Raw genomic sequence first — 13,566 nt, forward strand, 5'->3', positions numbered from 1 at the left:
ATTTTAAGACCTGTTATTATGTTTGTCAATAAGATTTTTCTTTAACTTTTATTTGGAAATTGTGCAGTACTTACTGCGATAAACACAAGGGGCGCCACAGCAAAAATCATCATGGTAGCGGCGGCCACAATGCCGGAGTCATTGAAGACCAGCGCTGCACCGCTGCCGGCAATCACGGCCAAGAGTCCCCTGTGAAAATATGGGTACTGCCGGGAGATATAGCGAAAGATACCCACTGGTCGAAAGGAGAGCACCGCCAGGGCGGACAGAAGCACTAAAAAGACACGACTCCAAATAGTCCATCTAATAAGTTTAATATTCATTGAGACCTTGCGATAAATCAACTGCCAAAGTACGCTGGGGCCGCCGGATAAAATAGTATGAGCCATGCGGCCGAGGTGCGACTGCACCTCGGCCGGCCGCTGGAAATCATAAAAAGTAAAGGCCGCGACCGCAGCCAATACCAATAATGCGGCAACCAGTATTGTTTGGTAATTCAAACGTCGTTCCCAAAGACCGATTATCAGAAAAATAAATGCTGAGAGAGAGGCTAATGTGCCGCCAAAGTTGGCACCTATTTGAGGAGCGCCGACAATGGTAATGAGAAACACCAGTAACACCGCCACCGGCACGACCATTATCGACGTTCTCACCGGGGTTCTTATCGGGGTTCTGTTAATGGGTCGTTCCCCTTGGGCGAGGTTTTTTTTGCTAGCCGAAGGAAAAAGGGTCGCTCCCGTCTGCCGACTCGCCAGTCGGCCCAGCAGGCGCTGATATACCGCAGCGCTGCCTATCACTGATGCACCGATCAACACTCCCATATATTCATTGCCGATGCCGTAATACCGGGCCCCGGCCATGGCATCGTAACCCAATGTGGAGTGTTTCATCAGCGGTGCATTATTAAGCAGGTCAATCACTATGGCGGCTGTGGTAACTAAACTGATAAAGATAAAGGGATCCAACAGCTTATCCTTTGCCAGCGCCATTGCTCCTGCAACCAATAAAGCAGCAATTGCTAATATCATTAAAAGATAGGCGGTGAAGTTTAAGGTATTTAATGGTACCACCAAAAGTAAGCTCAAAGGTATGGCAGTCAGGGCCACTAGGATAGGTTTTAAATGTCGGACTTGCGGCCTGCGTAAAAATAAGCCCGCTAGGGCTAGGGCAATAACTATTATTTGCGTCAAGATATAGCCCTTAATCAAGGGCGGGCGCGTCCTGTATGTAAAGACTGACCGGCGGTTAACAGCAGTTAAGGTCGCCACCGGGTCTGCTTTGGGTACGGCGGATAAACTACGCCCGGTTATGCCTGTCGGTGCGCTCACCTCTAACCAGCGGTAAATGCTGGCGGTTAAGTCAGTATTAGTGACTATGCCCGGGCGCCGGGTGGTGCCGCTGGTAAGCTGCCCCTTTAACCCGGCACCGCGCACCACCAAAGGGGTAAAGAAGTTTTTATCACTCTGGGCCAATCGGGAGGGATTGGGACTGACAAATACAAATACTGCATCTTGGAATGACGGAGCCTGAGCCAAACGCTTGACAAAGTCATCTATTCTGGTAAGAGCCTGTTGGCGTGCCCGCTGCCATACTGTCGGCAGGGTATCTTCCCGGATCATTTCCAGGCGGGTCATATCCCCGGTTTCCACCACCAGCAGCCCGGCATTATCTGAGGCCAGTACTTCATGATAGAGTTTGTCAAAGTCAGTATACCAGAGCAATGTCTTACCTTTTTTTAGGATATCACGACTGACATTACCTTGGGCCACCCTGCCCCAACGGTCCATCACCATGCCCACCGCTTCTCGGTGCAGCTGACCGGGAATATCACCATTGCCAATGACTGCCGCAACGATACCTTGATGCTTCAGCGTTTCTCCCAGTAACCCCGGTACGGCAGCCGTCTTATAGCGCCGATTGGACTCCAGGGTCCCGGGAATATTGAGCATGACGATGCCACCATCCGGAGCCGTTTTGCCGTTACGGATACGGTAAATATCCGCCACCTGAATGCCGCCAAGCTCTCCTCCTGCTGCCAGGGCTTCACCGGTATCCCGGCCCGCTGCTGCAGGGCGGCCGGCACCTAGGGTGATAAATGCATCGTCTCGGTCATAACCCGAGGCAGTCTTGGGGTTCATCAGCCCCACTGCCCCCTTGCTGGCTAAGCGGAATACAAAAGGCATGCTAGCTTCACTGATATCATTGATGGTCAGTCCTTCGGCGGTGACAACCACCACTTGGGGCACCGCAGCGGCGGCAGGGATGGTCAATAGGAATAATAACCCTACAGCAAATACTACCGCCGTGGGGATTTTTGTGAGACTGCCTTTAAACATTGCTATCATCCTTAATACCGCAAAATTCGCCGCCCTCATTGGTTACCCCTTTAGCTGACAGTAGTTTTTCATAAACTGCTTCGGTGCTGTCTACCATAAACTTTTCACTGAATTTCCGCTCCACATTGACACGAGCCTGCATACCCAGTACTTCAGCAAAGAAGGGCCGCTCCAACAAGGTCATCACCGTCTTGGCCAACACCCAAGGGTTATTAGGCGCAACCAGCATCCCAGTCTTGCCATGCTGGATTAGTTCCGGCAGACCACCCACCCGGCTCGCCACGATAGGGCGGCGGGCGGCCATAGCTTCCAGGGCACCAATAGATAAACCCTCTGACAATGAGGGGATCACAAAGATATTAATGATCGGTAAAAGCTGGGGTACATCAAAACGAAAGCCGGCAAAGACAGTTTTGCGTAACCCCAATTCTGTTGATTGCTTTTCTAAACTCTTCCTGGCTGGCCCGTCACCCACTATCAAAAAATTCACACCCGGGATTTCCGCCTGAATCATTTTAGCGGCCTTTAAGAAACAGCCCACCCCTTTTTGCGGGATCAACCGGGCCACTACACCCACCACCGGTGCCGTGATATCCAAGCCCAGGTCTCTTTTTTTGCGGGTCACTTCGGTAATTTGGTTGAATTTCTCCAGGCTGAGACCGTTATAGATAGTGGTAACCTTCTCCATGGGAAAGCGCTCCACCCGCTGGATATCCCTCGCAAGAGCTTCAGAAACAGCGATGGCATGGTCGGTATACCGGACCATCCGGCGTTGAATGGTAGAAAAAGCCGCCCTTTTCCAGCGAGCATAATCTTCACCGTAAATAAAGTTATGGAAGGTAGCTACCACCACCGGTACGCCGGCACGCGCTGCCGCCAAGCGGCCTATCAACCCGGCCTTTGCACCATGAGTGTGCACTAAATGCACCGGCTGCTGCCTCAGCAGCCACACCAGCTGCCTGAAAGCCTGAAAATCAGCAAAAGGATTGATATTTCCTTTGAGATTGATAGGATAAGTAAATACCCCCACCCGGCGCAGATCGGTAAGAATTTCCCCATGATCAGGGCTGCATACCATCAGATTATAACGCCCTTTGGAATAATTCCGCGCCAGACTGAGGACATGTTCCTTCATCCCACCTTCCGCCGACCGGACTATGTGCAAGATATTTATTCGCGCCATATATTCACCGCCATTTTCGCATTACACTTAGGTTTTACCATTACTGGGAAAAAAATAACTTGACAAAATGGTGCCAGGCACCTTTTTGTCAAGTTATTGAAAATCGCAGCTTATTTCGCGGCTTATTTTGCCTAAACATTGGTCTAAATAGCAGCTTCTTTAGCGTCTGCTAAACATAGATCCCAGAGCTGTTTTTGCACTGCCGAAAGCGATATTTACAAACCCTTTATATTTGGAAAGTATATCATCCAGAGCATCAACCACGTAATCCAGGTCTTCATAGCTTACCGCGAGCGGCGGCTGAAGCCGGATTACATTGGGGTTATTTAAGGTGAAGTTTGTGATTATCCGGTGTTTATTGAGCAGCTCACCTTGTATTAATGCGCCGGTATACTCTTCCGCCAGCTTATTGAGGCTGCCGCCGGTGAGGCGATCCATCATTCCTTTATGCTGATAGAACTCCAAGCCTATCATCAAGCCCCGGCCGCGCACTTCTTTAAGCAGCTGGTGTTTGTCTGCCAACGGTGCTAATTTATTTAAGAAATACTGACCTTTCTCTCGGGCCTGATGTGCCAGGTCATCTCTCACCAGGATATTAATCGCGGTCAAGGCGGCAGCTGAGGCTACGGTATTTCCTCCGAAAGTGGAAGTATGCAGCAGATAAGTTTCCATACTGCCATAGGCCTTATGCCAGATCTCTGCCGTAGCAGCGACGGCACTGATAGGCACCAAGCTACCACTTAGGGACTTGGCCATACACATAATATCCGGGGCTATATTCTCATGCTCACAGGCAAAGTTATAACCGGTGCGGCCAAGACCGGTCTGAACTTCGTCAATAATGAGATACGCGTCATAGCGGTCGCAAAGATCTCGGGCATCCCCGAGGTAACCGTCCGGCGGCAGAATAATTCCGCCCTCACCTTGGATGGGTTCCAGAATTACTGCGGCCACATCACCTTTATACATTTCCTTTGCTAACGCTTCAGCTTCACCGTAGGGTACTTGGATACAATCAGGAACCAGCGGTGCAAAGGGCTTCTGGTAGGTTTCCTTACCGGTTAACGAAAGTGCTCCCATAGTCTTGCCATGAAACGAACCCTTAGTGGAAACTAATTTACTCTTGCCGTTGGCAATACGGGCCATTTTAATGGCACCCTCCACTGCTTCTGTTCCGCTATTACCAAAAAATAGATGCTGCAGCTTACCGGGCATAATTTCAGTAAGGTTGTGGGCCAGTGCTGCATTGACGGCATTGAGATTGACCTGAAGGTAGTTAGGAAGCTTGTTTACCTGCTTTACCGCCTCAATTACTTCCGGGTGATTGTGCCCAAAAGATAAGGCACCAAAAGAGCCAAGAAAATCCAGGTACTTTTCTCCTGCTTCGTCCCAGACGTATGTACCTTCTGCCCGAACAAAGCGGCGATCATAATTGAGTAGCAGTGACATTTGTGCCAAAACCGGATTAATATGGTCCTTGTATTCCTGCCTTGTCTTTTTAATATCCCAGTTGAGTGCTTCTTCTAAAGTAAACATGTTCATACTGCGTCACGCTCCCAAATTAATTTAAATAGTATACCTTAATATATATTTCCATTAGACGGAAAATAATTCCTGCTTGCAATTTCATCGCTTCGCTGAATACTCGTCTATAAAAAATTATCCACAACCCATAACGCTCGCAGGTATTTTATTATACTTTGTGAGACTGGGCTTTTCATGGGGGTTTCCTATGAAAATAATGCTTTTCCGTGGATCTTTCCTTTATATCAAAAAAGTGCCGGCAGGCGGCACTAAAGTTTAAAACGGTGGCGAACAGCGAAAGCCGCAGCTTCAGCCCGATTACTGAGGCCGAGTTTGGCTAAAACATTACTGACATAGTTTTTGATTGTTTTGTAACTTAAAAACAATTCCTGGGCTATTTCCTTATTAGTTTTACCTTCGGCAATGAAAATAAGGATTTTCTTCTCTGTCTCGTTTAATTCCTCCAACCCCGGCTGCTCCAATTGGTTTGGGTTTTTCAATAAATTGAGCACCCGCCCGGTAATGGCCGGATCCAGCATGGAATCTCCATTATAGACTCTTTCGATAGCTTCCACCAGTTTTTGTTTACCAATTTGCTTTAAGACATAACCGCTGGCACCGGCCATGATGGATGCCACTATAGCCTCATCGTCTGAATAAGAGGAAAGCATCAACACTTTCACTTTATGGCTATCCGACATTATCTCGCGGCAAGCTTCTATTCCATTACCGTCGGGAAAGCGAACATCCATCAGCACTACATCGGGCTTTAGCTGTTTGACTTTTTTCACTGCCTCCGAAGGGTCGCTGGCTTCTCCAACTAGTTCGAAGTTATCCTGGGCCTTGATTATAAAGCTGAGTCCCAGGCGCACCATCTCATGGTCGTCTGCAATCATCACTTTAATTTTAGCCATTGTCATCGCCTCCTGTGGGTACAATAACTCTAATCTCCGTACCCCTGCCAATTTCACTGTCTATTGAAAGAGTTCCCTTCAGTTCTCTTACTCTTTCAGCAATGTTGTACATGCCGCGACGCCCTAGTTTTACCTCCCTGGTATTAAAACCCTGACCATCATCCACAATGCTGACATGAATCCCATTCGGCTTTATGTTAACTTCAAGTACTACTATTTTAGCCCGAGCATGCTGCCGGATATTATTGAGAGCTTCCCGCACAATATAATAAAGGTGGGTCCGCTGCTTTGGTGTCAGCCCCGGTGTAGCTTCTTCCCGATAGATAAACTCAGGCATGGTAAGGCTAGTTAAACGAAAATCCTGTACCAACTCCTGTAAATCTTTTCGCAAAGAAGTTTCCCGAAAATGCAAGTGGCGTAAATTCATAATGTATGCTCGAATGTCTGTAATTGTCTCAGCCAGCTTTTCCACTGAGTAATCTAAGTGCTCCTTGATTGTATTTTTTTCACTGTCTTCCTTATCAATAATTGATTGGGCAAATTCTAACCTCAAGCCGATACCATATAAGGATTGAATAGTACCATCATGGATTTCTCGACTGATACGCTCACGCTCTTTGAGAATAGCTTCCCGTTTTTCTGCTTCTTCCACCCTTCGCCGCTGTTCCACATCAAATAGTTCCAAACTGCGGATAATGTTAAGTCCGATGCCGATACCCGCCACCATACGCAGGATTTGCACCGGTACTCCCGTTACTTTTAAAAAAGAATTATAGTTAATTAAAGATGCAGGAAAAAACTTGGCCTCAGGTACCACCAAACCCGTTAAAATACCATATAAGCCTAAAAATATCGCCCCCAGCCGCATTGCCCGGGTCAAATGGGAAGATATATCCAATCCATCAAATTTATTGGCTTGGAGCCAAAAGGCCGCTGCTGCCACCAGTCCTGCCGGCAGCCCAATAAAATATCGAGCGAAGGAGCTGGTCGCTACAATCCATTCAATATAATCAGGATGAAGCGGTTGCACAGAGAACGAAGCAATTACCCACAATGTAAATATCACGGTGGGCACCACGAAATGCACCGGCCAGTCATATTTACGGGCCACGGCCACCTTTAACCCAAATACCATCAAAAACATATAAGAAACGGTAAGTAATAAATAGCCCAAAGTGAGAAACACTAAAAATTGGCTCTCCCCCAAAAATTCCCGCTGATAGGGAACAAAGGCCGCTGCCCAGTCCGCCAAACCATGGGTAATGGAGAACCATGCAAACAGCCGGATATCTTTGCTGAGAGTGTATTCACTCAGGGTAATATTTTTAATTAAAATGGCGAAACCCATGAGAAAATAAACCTGGCCATAGACAAAAAACACGACCAGGTTTTGTTGTTCAAAAAAAGTTTGCAAAAACTGCAATGCACTCACCGCCTGCCAGCTTTATTAAGTACTATAGTTTTCGACACAGGCAATGCCCTTTCCTTTATTCTCCCTTTAGCGCCTATTTCAATTGTTTTCCTTCTTATCAAAACGATAATAAGTACCGCTGGCATAAGCTACCAGTTTTTCCTGATCCTCGTCGTAACAGCGGGCATCAGCCACGATTAAAGTACGGCCCAGTTTGATCAACTCCGCTTCCGCCCGCAGACCACTTCCGGTGGCAGGGCGCAAATAATTAACCTTTAGTTCCACTGTATTGGCTCCCTGGTCAGGACCGATTTGCTGATTAACTAATACGGCAATTGCCGAATCCAATGCCGAAGCAATGACACCACCGTGTACTTGGCCGTACACCTGTCGGTGCTTTTCCGACACAGACACTCGAACCATGGCGCTGCCGTCCCCCTTATAATCAATTTTCATGTCAATTAATTTCCAAAATGACCCCTCTGCCAAATCATTTAATCTAACCATAACCAACCTCCCATAATTTCCTATATTTACTTACTTTCGACATGAAGCGAGCTTTTCCTGTAAAGAAAACATGGCATGCACCAATCCCCACCCCCGTCGCAGCGCAAGACTTGGCAGCTTGCTGCCTTAGTCGAGCGGCGTGCCCTTTACGGGTGCAGCGCAAGACTTGGCAGCTTGCTGGTCCCCGACCGTGACTAATCGCCTCAATATTATCTGAATATTGAATAACTTGACAAAAAGGTGCCTGACACCATTTTGTCAAGTTATTTGCCTTGGAAGTTAGGGTCTCTCTTTTCGAAGAAGGCGTTGACGGCTTCTTTATGGTCTGCTGAGCCGGAGACGATGGCCATGTGGGATGAAATCATGTCTAAGGCGGTACGCATATCGGTATTGAGGCTGGAATAGACGGCCCGCTTAATCATACGGACGGCCAGCTGGGGGCCTTTGGCAAGTCGCTCAGCGTAGGCCTTTACTTCTTCGTCGAAGCTTCCATGAGAAAAAACTTTGGTTACCAAACCTAAGCGCAGGGCTTCGTCGGCCTTGACGATGTCGCCGAACCAAAGCATCTCCAGGGCCTTGGGAAGCCCGACCAGACGAGGTAAAAAGTATGCGCCGCCATCACCGGGAACCAAGCCCATCTTAACATAGGATTCACCCATAATGGCCTTATCGGATACTACTCTAATGTCGCACATCAAGGCCATATCCAGTCCGGCACCCATAGCCGGGCCATTGATAGCGCAAATTACCGGCTTGTCAATACCTTCTAGGGTATACGCTACCCGATGGACAATCTTCATGAGACTGTCTTTTCGCTGCGTAGCAATAGTAGGACCGTCCGGGTCCAGGGCAATGCCGGCAATAAAACCTTCACCCTTTTCCATTACCGCTACATCGCCGCCGGCGCAAAATGCCTTACCACTGCCTGTGATTACTATTACATTAACCGTATCATCGTCCCTGGCCTCTTCCAGGTAATTAACCCAGCCTTTGAGCAGGTCGTCACTGAAGGTATTAAACTGTTCGGGACGATTCAGGGTAATGGTGGCCACGCTGTCTTCTACACTATAAAGTATGTCATTAAAATTCATTCTTTCCTTCTCACCCCTTTTATTATAATTATCATGCTCTTTGCGAAACAAAGCAATACCGTTTAGTTCGCTTTCAGTTAAACCGCGAATACTTATCATTGAACACCGGATATTCCCTACCTACGGTGACACCGAAACAGCCGAAAAAAGAAATAACCCCACAATGCGGACAATGGGGGTTACTTCGCAGCCTGTGTTATTATTTCTTAAATTATTTATCCTCTGATAGTCCTCGGTAAAATCATTTGATGTACCGGGGTAATTGACTTGGGATTCTGATAGCTTGCTTCGCTAAAAGCAAGACAGTAATTTCTCAGTAACGGCAGTGAGACAATTTCATCGATAAACCCGCGCTGAGCGCAGAAAATGGGGCGGGATTTATCATAGTAACTCTGCACCATCTGATTCATTTTTTCAATCACCGGTTCCAAATCTCTGCCTGCATCTTGTTCTTTGACAAGTCTGCGTGAATAAGCTGCCGCTGCGGCGGTTTCGCCATGCATCACGTAAATCTCGGTCAGCGGCGTGCCGATGGTGAAGGCATTGTTTTCATTGGCCTGAGGTCCGCCTAGGACATAATGAGCCGCGGCTGAACCTTTTCTCAACATGATACACATCATCGGCAGATCGGTCTTTTCAATAGAATAGATTACGCTCTGCCCTAAAGCCAATAATTCTGCTTCCTCAGACGGGTCGCCCACATCAATGCCGGTAGTATCCTGCAGCCAGATAATGGGTAAATTATCCCTGCCGCAGAAGGTGACAAACTCATTCATCTTTATGAGGCCCTGACGGTAGAGCTTACCGCCAACCCCTGTGGCATCTTCGCCTCGGTATTCGGGGTAATTTTTGAAGAAGCCCTGTCTGTTACCAATCACACCCACCGGGAATCCGCCTATTTTGGCTACACCGGTAAATACTTCCGGACCATAGTCAGGCCTATATTCCATGAATTCACTGTTATCAGTCAATCTGGCCAATACTTCGATAGAGTCGTACACTCGCTTTTGATTAATGGGCAGGATATAATTCAGCTCGTCGCCGGGGAATTTTGGCTCTACCGGTTCGGCAACCTGGAAAAACCGTGGGGCGTAAGCCGGAATACCTTTCATATAATCCTTGATCCCATCCAGTACTCCCTGCTCGGTCTCATGCACTTCTCTAAAATAGGCAGTATGGTCAAAATGAGTTTCCACCCGGCCCGGGGCCTTGGCTTTAAAGTTTTTTGTTGCCTCAATTAACCCTTGGACCCCTTCCAGGTCAAAGTGACCTTTAGGGCTCATACCACCGACAATACCGGCACCGCCAACAGCTATATTGGCACCCTCATGGGCCAATAAAATGGTGGGACTGATGCCTTGATAACCGCCGCCGGCCGGATTAGTACCATAAATAGCGTTTAGTACGGGAATGCCCAGCTTGTTCAATTCGGCATGCCTAAAGAAAGGTGTACCGCTGCCTCTGCGGTTTGGATAGATGTCTTCCTGCTCCGGCAGTTTCACACCGCTGCAGTTAGTAATCCATACCAGTGGAATGTTCAACCTTTTGGCCATGTCTGTGACCCTGAGAATGTTTTCCGACTGTCCGGCAATCCAAGCTCCGGCAATAACCTTGTTATCAAAGCCAATGATTACCGCCCATTTGCCCTCAATCTTACCCAGACCGTCTACTACCGCAGTACAGCCCTCTTCATTATCTGCTGGATTAAAAAAGGTGTGCAAAGGACACCATGTGCCTTCGTCAACCAAATATTCTATTCTATCATAGACTGTCATTTGGCCGCGCGCCCTGACCTTTTCTGCAGGCTTACCGGCTTCTTCCACCTTTTTTACCGCTTCAGCAATCAGGTCTTCCTGTTCTTTTATGTCAGCAAGGTTTCTCTTACCCATACTTAAATCTCTTTTAGTTAACTCTTTGCCGATGTCCGGCATCTTTTCAAAATAAGGCCTTAACGGTTTTTGTTTTCTAGCCATAACACTCACTCCTTTGTGAAACTTGGCTAATTACCTGTTAGGGGCATCTCCTAAAGCAATACCGGCAATTATCAGCTTCTGAATGTTGCTGGTTCCTTCTACGGTCTGCAGTGACTTTGAGTCCCTCAAGAATCTTTCTGCCGGGTATTCAGTGGAAAAACCATAAGAACCAAAGATCTTCATGCACTCATTGGCGGCATGAACAGCAGCCTCAGCGGCATAATACTTGGCAATGGACGTTTCATATTGATTGGGCAGGCCTTGATCCTTTAACCAAGCAGCACGGTATACCAACAGCTGAGTAGCGTGATGTTCGGCATCCATTTCTGCAATTTGAGCCTGAATCATTTGATAGCTGCCGATTTTTTTGCCAAACTGAGTACGCTCATTGGCGTATTGAATGGAAGCTTCTACACAAGCGGCACTGATACCTAAACCACCGGCGGCACAGCCGATACGAGTATTATTCAACTGCCACATACAAATTTTGAAACCGTCGCCTACTTTCCCTAAGACACTGTCTTTGGGAATTTTAGCGCCATCGAAGGCTATTTCTCCGGTGGGAGCACAATACAAGCCGGCCTTGGTTTCGATACCGTTGGTTTCCACACCTTCCGTATTCTTTAAGTCAATAATAAAGCAGGTAAGACCTTTGTATTTTGCATCTTTATCAGTAACAGCATACAAAAGGCCATAGTCACCAAAGTGAGCGTTGGAAATCCACATTTTCTGGCCGTTTATTTCCCAGTGATCACCTTTGTCAGTGGCAGTAGTTTTCATACTGGCCACGTCAGAACCGGTGTTGGGTTCAGTAATGGCAAAGAAACCAATCTTCTCGCCGCTTACCCAGCCGGGAATATACTTTTGCTTTTGCTCATCGGTGCCGAACTTATTCACAGTCAGCGACGGGCCAATGTTCTGCATGTTAAAGGGCAGACGCCAAGAAGCGCTAACTTTGGCCACCTGTTCTGCCATAATTACGGATTCCAAGAGACCCATGCCGTTTCCGCCGTATTCTTCGGGGATGCCGCAGCCAAAAAAGCCCAGCTCGCCCATCTTTTTCACCAATTCCGGGCGGAAGCGGTGATTTGCCTCATCTTCCTCCAATGTTGGCAAAATTTCATTTTCAGCAAACTTTTTCGCCATATCCTGAACCATTTGTTGTTCTTCTGTTAATCCAAAAAACATAATTTCTCCCCTCCCAAGGGTTTAGAATGTTTTGCTGATTTTACTCAACGTCACAGATTACATCTTCTTCATTAATGGTATCTCCGGCAGATAATTTTAAATTTTTGATGGTACCTGCGTCAGTAGCAAATACCGGGGTTTCCATTTTCATCGCCTCAAGTACCAATACCACATCGTCCACTTCCACAGTGTCCCCGTCCTTCACGCTAACCTCTACAACTTTTCCTTCCATTGGAGCCAATAGCTTTGCCATAATAAATTACCTCCTTAAAATATTTGGTTTGTAAACCTTTTAATGCCTTAATAGAATGCTCATTATTGTAACAGGGAAATAAATATCCCCGCAGCAACCACCGTTCCAATCACACCGGCCACATTTGGACCCATGGCAAACATCATCAGATAGTTTTGCTTGTTCGCTTCAGAACCTACCTTATGCACTACCCGGGCAGCCATGGGTACGGCAGATACACCGGCAGCACCGATAAGCGGGTTGATTTTTTGCTTAAGAAACAAGTTCATAAACTTCGCCAACAGTAAGCCGGAAGTGGTGCTGATGGCAAAAGCAAACAATCCTAAGAAGAAAATAAATATCACCTTGGGCTGCAGGAAGTTTGCCGCGGTCATGGTAGCACCGACGGAAAGCCCCAAAAAGATAGTGATAATGTTCATCAATTCGTTTTGCGCCGCATCAGTTAAGCGCTTGACCACACCGGCTTCTTTAAAGAGATTACCCATCATAAACATGGCCATAAGCGCCGCAGACGCCGGCACAAGCAGTACAATTATCACTGTAGTAACAATGGGAAAAAGAATTTTTTCTAGCTTACTCACCGGACGTAAACGCACCATCTTTATTTTGCGCTCTGCTTCAGTGGTGAAAAGTTTCATAATGGGCGGCTGAATTACCGGCACCAGCGCCATGTACGAGTATGCGGCCACTGCCACTGCACCGATCATACCCGGCGCAAGCTTAGAACCGAGATAAATAGTGGTGGGTCCGTCAGCACCACCGATGATACCAATGGTTGCCGCTTCGTTGACACTAAAACCCAAAAACAATGCGGCGAAAAAGGTGAGATAAACGCCAACCTGAGCACCGGCACCCAGAAGCAGCGTCTTGGGATTGGCGATAACCGGCCCAAAGTCCGTCAGTGCGCCCAATCCCAAGAAAATCAACGGCGGGATTACCTCCCAATCAATGCCGTAATGATAAAAACGCCAGATAAGTCCATGACCCTCTTGCATTAAATTAGCCACCGGAATATTGGTTATCAAAATGCCAAAAGCAATGGGCAGCAGTAGTAAAGGTTCGTACTCCTTTTTGATGGCAAAATAAAAAAGTATTCCCGCTATAATCCACATGATCAGATGTTTATATGTCAGCTCCGGCAAGCCGCTGGTTAAAATTATTTGCTGTATACTGTCAATCATTCCTC

At 47.4% G+C, this 13,566-nt stretch carries 11 protein-coding genes; all 11 read right to left on the reverse strand.

What is annotated here, in order from left to right; genetic code table 11:
• Positions 1 to 41: 41 nt before the first annotated feature.
• Positions 42 to 2,375: a hypothetical protein gene (locus tag MFMK1_RS13785; protein ID WP_366922271.1), complete on the reverse strand. Its 2,334-nt coding sequence runs from the start codon at positions 2,373 to 2,375 to the stop codon at positions 42 to 44.
• The gene (locus tag MFMK1_RS13790; protein WP_366922272.1) at positions 2,329 to 3,471 is read right to left on the reverse strand and encodes a glycosyltransferase; all 1,143 of its coding nucleotides are present in this window, start codon (positions 3,469 to 3,471) and stop codon (positions 2,329 to 2,331) included. The genes MFMK1_RS13785 and MFMK1_RS13790 overlap by 47 nt, the downstream gene beginning before the upstream one ends.
• A gap of 207 nt (positions 3,472 to 3,678) precedes the next feature.
• Entirely contained in the window at positions 3,679 to 5,061 is a 1,383-nt protein-coding gene (locus tag MFMK1_RS13795; protein ID WP_366922273.1) for an aspartate aminotransferase family protein, read from the reverse strand.
• Positions 5,062 to 5,312: 251 nt separating this feature from the next.
• Positions 5,313 to 5,957 carry a response regulator transcription factor gene (locus tag MFMK1_RS13800; RefSeq protein ID WP_366922274.1) on the reverse strand — a complete coding sequence of 215 codons (645 nt, stop codon included), beginning with the start codon at positions 5,955 to 5,957 and terminating at the stop codon, positions 5,313 to 5,315.
• Positions 5,950 to 7,380, reverse strand: a complete 1,431-nt coding sequence (locus MFMK1_RS13805; protein ID WP_366922275.1) for a sensor histidine kinase — start codon at positions 7,378 to 7,380, stop codon at positions 5,950 to 5,952. The genes MFMK1_RS13800 and MFMK1_RS13805 overlap by 8 nt, the downstream gene beginning before the upstream one ends.
• A gap of 87 nt (positions 7,381 to 7,467) precedes the next feature.
• Positions 7,468 to 7,875 (reverse strand): PaaI family thioesterase, encoded by a 408-nt coding sequence (locus MFMK1_RS13810; protein ID WP_366922276.1) that lies wholly within the window; start codon positions 7,873 to 7,875, stop codon positions 7,468 to 7,470.
• A 263-nt stretch (positions 7,876 to 8,138) separates the two neighbouring features.
• Positions 8,139 to 9,065, reverse strand: coding sequence for an enoyl-CoA hydratase/isomerase family protein (locus MFMK1_RS13815; RefSeq protein WP_366922277.1), 927 nt, complete (start codon positions 9,063 to 9,065; stop codon positions 8,139 to 8,141).
• A 116-nt stretch (positions 9,066 to 9,181) separates the two neighbouring features.
• Positions 9,182 to 10,939 carry an acyl-CoA carboxylase subunit beta gene (locus MFMK1_RS13820; protein WP_366922278.1) on the reverse strand — a complete coding sequence of 586 codons (1,758 nt, stop codon included), beginning with the start codon at positions 10,937 to 10,939 and terminating at the stop codon, positions 9,182 to 9,184.
• A 30-nt stretch (positions 10,940 to 10,969) separates the two neighbouring features.
• Entirely contained in the window at positions 10,970 to 12,127 is a 1,158-nt protein-coding gene (locus MFMK1_RS13825; protein WP_366922279.1) for an acyl-CoA dehydrogenase family protein, read from the reverse strand.
• A gap of 40 nt (positions 12,128 to 12,167) precedes the next feature.
• On the reverse strand, positions 12,168 to 12,380 hold the full coding sequence (locus MFMK1_RS13830; protein ID WP_366922280.1) for a biotin/lipoyl-containing protein: 213 nt from the start codon (positions 12,378 to 12,380) through the stop codon (positions 12,168 to 12,170).
• Between the two features lie 62 nt (positions 12,381 to 12,442).
• Positions 12,443 to 13,561, reverse strand: a complete 1,119-nt coding sequence (locus MFMK1_RS13835) for a sodium ion-translocating decarboxylase subunit beta (protein WP_366922281.1) — start codon at positions 13,559 to 13,561, stop codon at positions 12,443 to 12,445.
• Between the last annotated feature and the right edge of the window lie 5 nt (positions 13,562 to 13,566).

The organism is Metallumcola ferriviriculae, from assembly GCF_035573695.1.
In the GTDB taxonomy this organism is placed as follows: domain Bacteria; phylum Bacillota; class JADQBR01; order JADQBR01; family JADQBR01; genus Metallumcola; species Metallumcola ferriviriculae.

What these genes read in the sequence shown, in the direction of transcription:
- MFMK1_RS13785 (WP_366922271.1), bottom strand. Translation starts at nt 2,375, where the DNA reads ATGAGGGCGGCGAATTTTGCGGTATTAAGGATGATAGCAATGTTTAAA.
- MFMK1_RS13830 (WP_366922280.1), bottom strand. Translation starts at nt 12,380, where the DNA reads ATGGCAAAGCTATTGGCTCCAATGGAAGGAAAAGTTGTAGAGGTTAGC.
- MFMK1_RS13820 (WP_366922278.1), bottom strand. Translation starts at nt 10,939, where the DNA reads ATGGCTAGAAAACAAAAACCGTTAAGGCCTTATTTTGAAAAGATGCCG.
- MFMK1_RS13800 (WP_366922274.1), bottom strand. Translation starts at nt 5,957, where the DNA reads ATGGCTAAAATTAAAGTGATGATTGCAGACGACCATGAGATGGTGCGC.
- MFMK1_RS13795 (WP_366922273.1), bottom strand. Translation starts at nt 5,061, where the DNA reads ATGAACATGTTTACTTTAGAAGAAGCACTCAACTGGGATATTAAAAAG.
- MFMK1_RS13810 (WP_366922276.1), bottom strand. Translation starts at nt 7,875, where the DNA reads ATGGTTAGATTAAATGATTTGGCAGAGGGGTCATTTTGGAAATTAATT.
- MFMK1_RS13825 (WP_366922279.1), bottom strand. Translation starts at nt 12,127, where the DNA reads ATGTTTTTTGGATTAACAGAAGAACAACAAATGGTTCAGGATATGGCG.
- MFMK1_RS13790 (WP_366922272.1), bottom strand. Translation starts at nt 3,471, where the DNA reads ATGAAGGAACATGTCCTCAGTCTGGCGCGGAATTATTCCAAAGGGCGT.
- MFMK1_RS13835 (WP_366922281.1), bottom strand. Translation starts at nt 13,561, where the DNA reads ATGATTGACAGTATACAGCAAATAATTTTAACCAGCGGCTTGCCGGAG.
- MFMK1_RS13815 (WP_366922277.1), bottom strand. Translation starts at nt 9,065, where the DNA reads ATGATAAGTATTCGCGGTTTAACTGAAAGCGAACTAAACGGTATTGCT.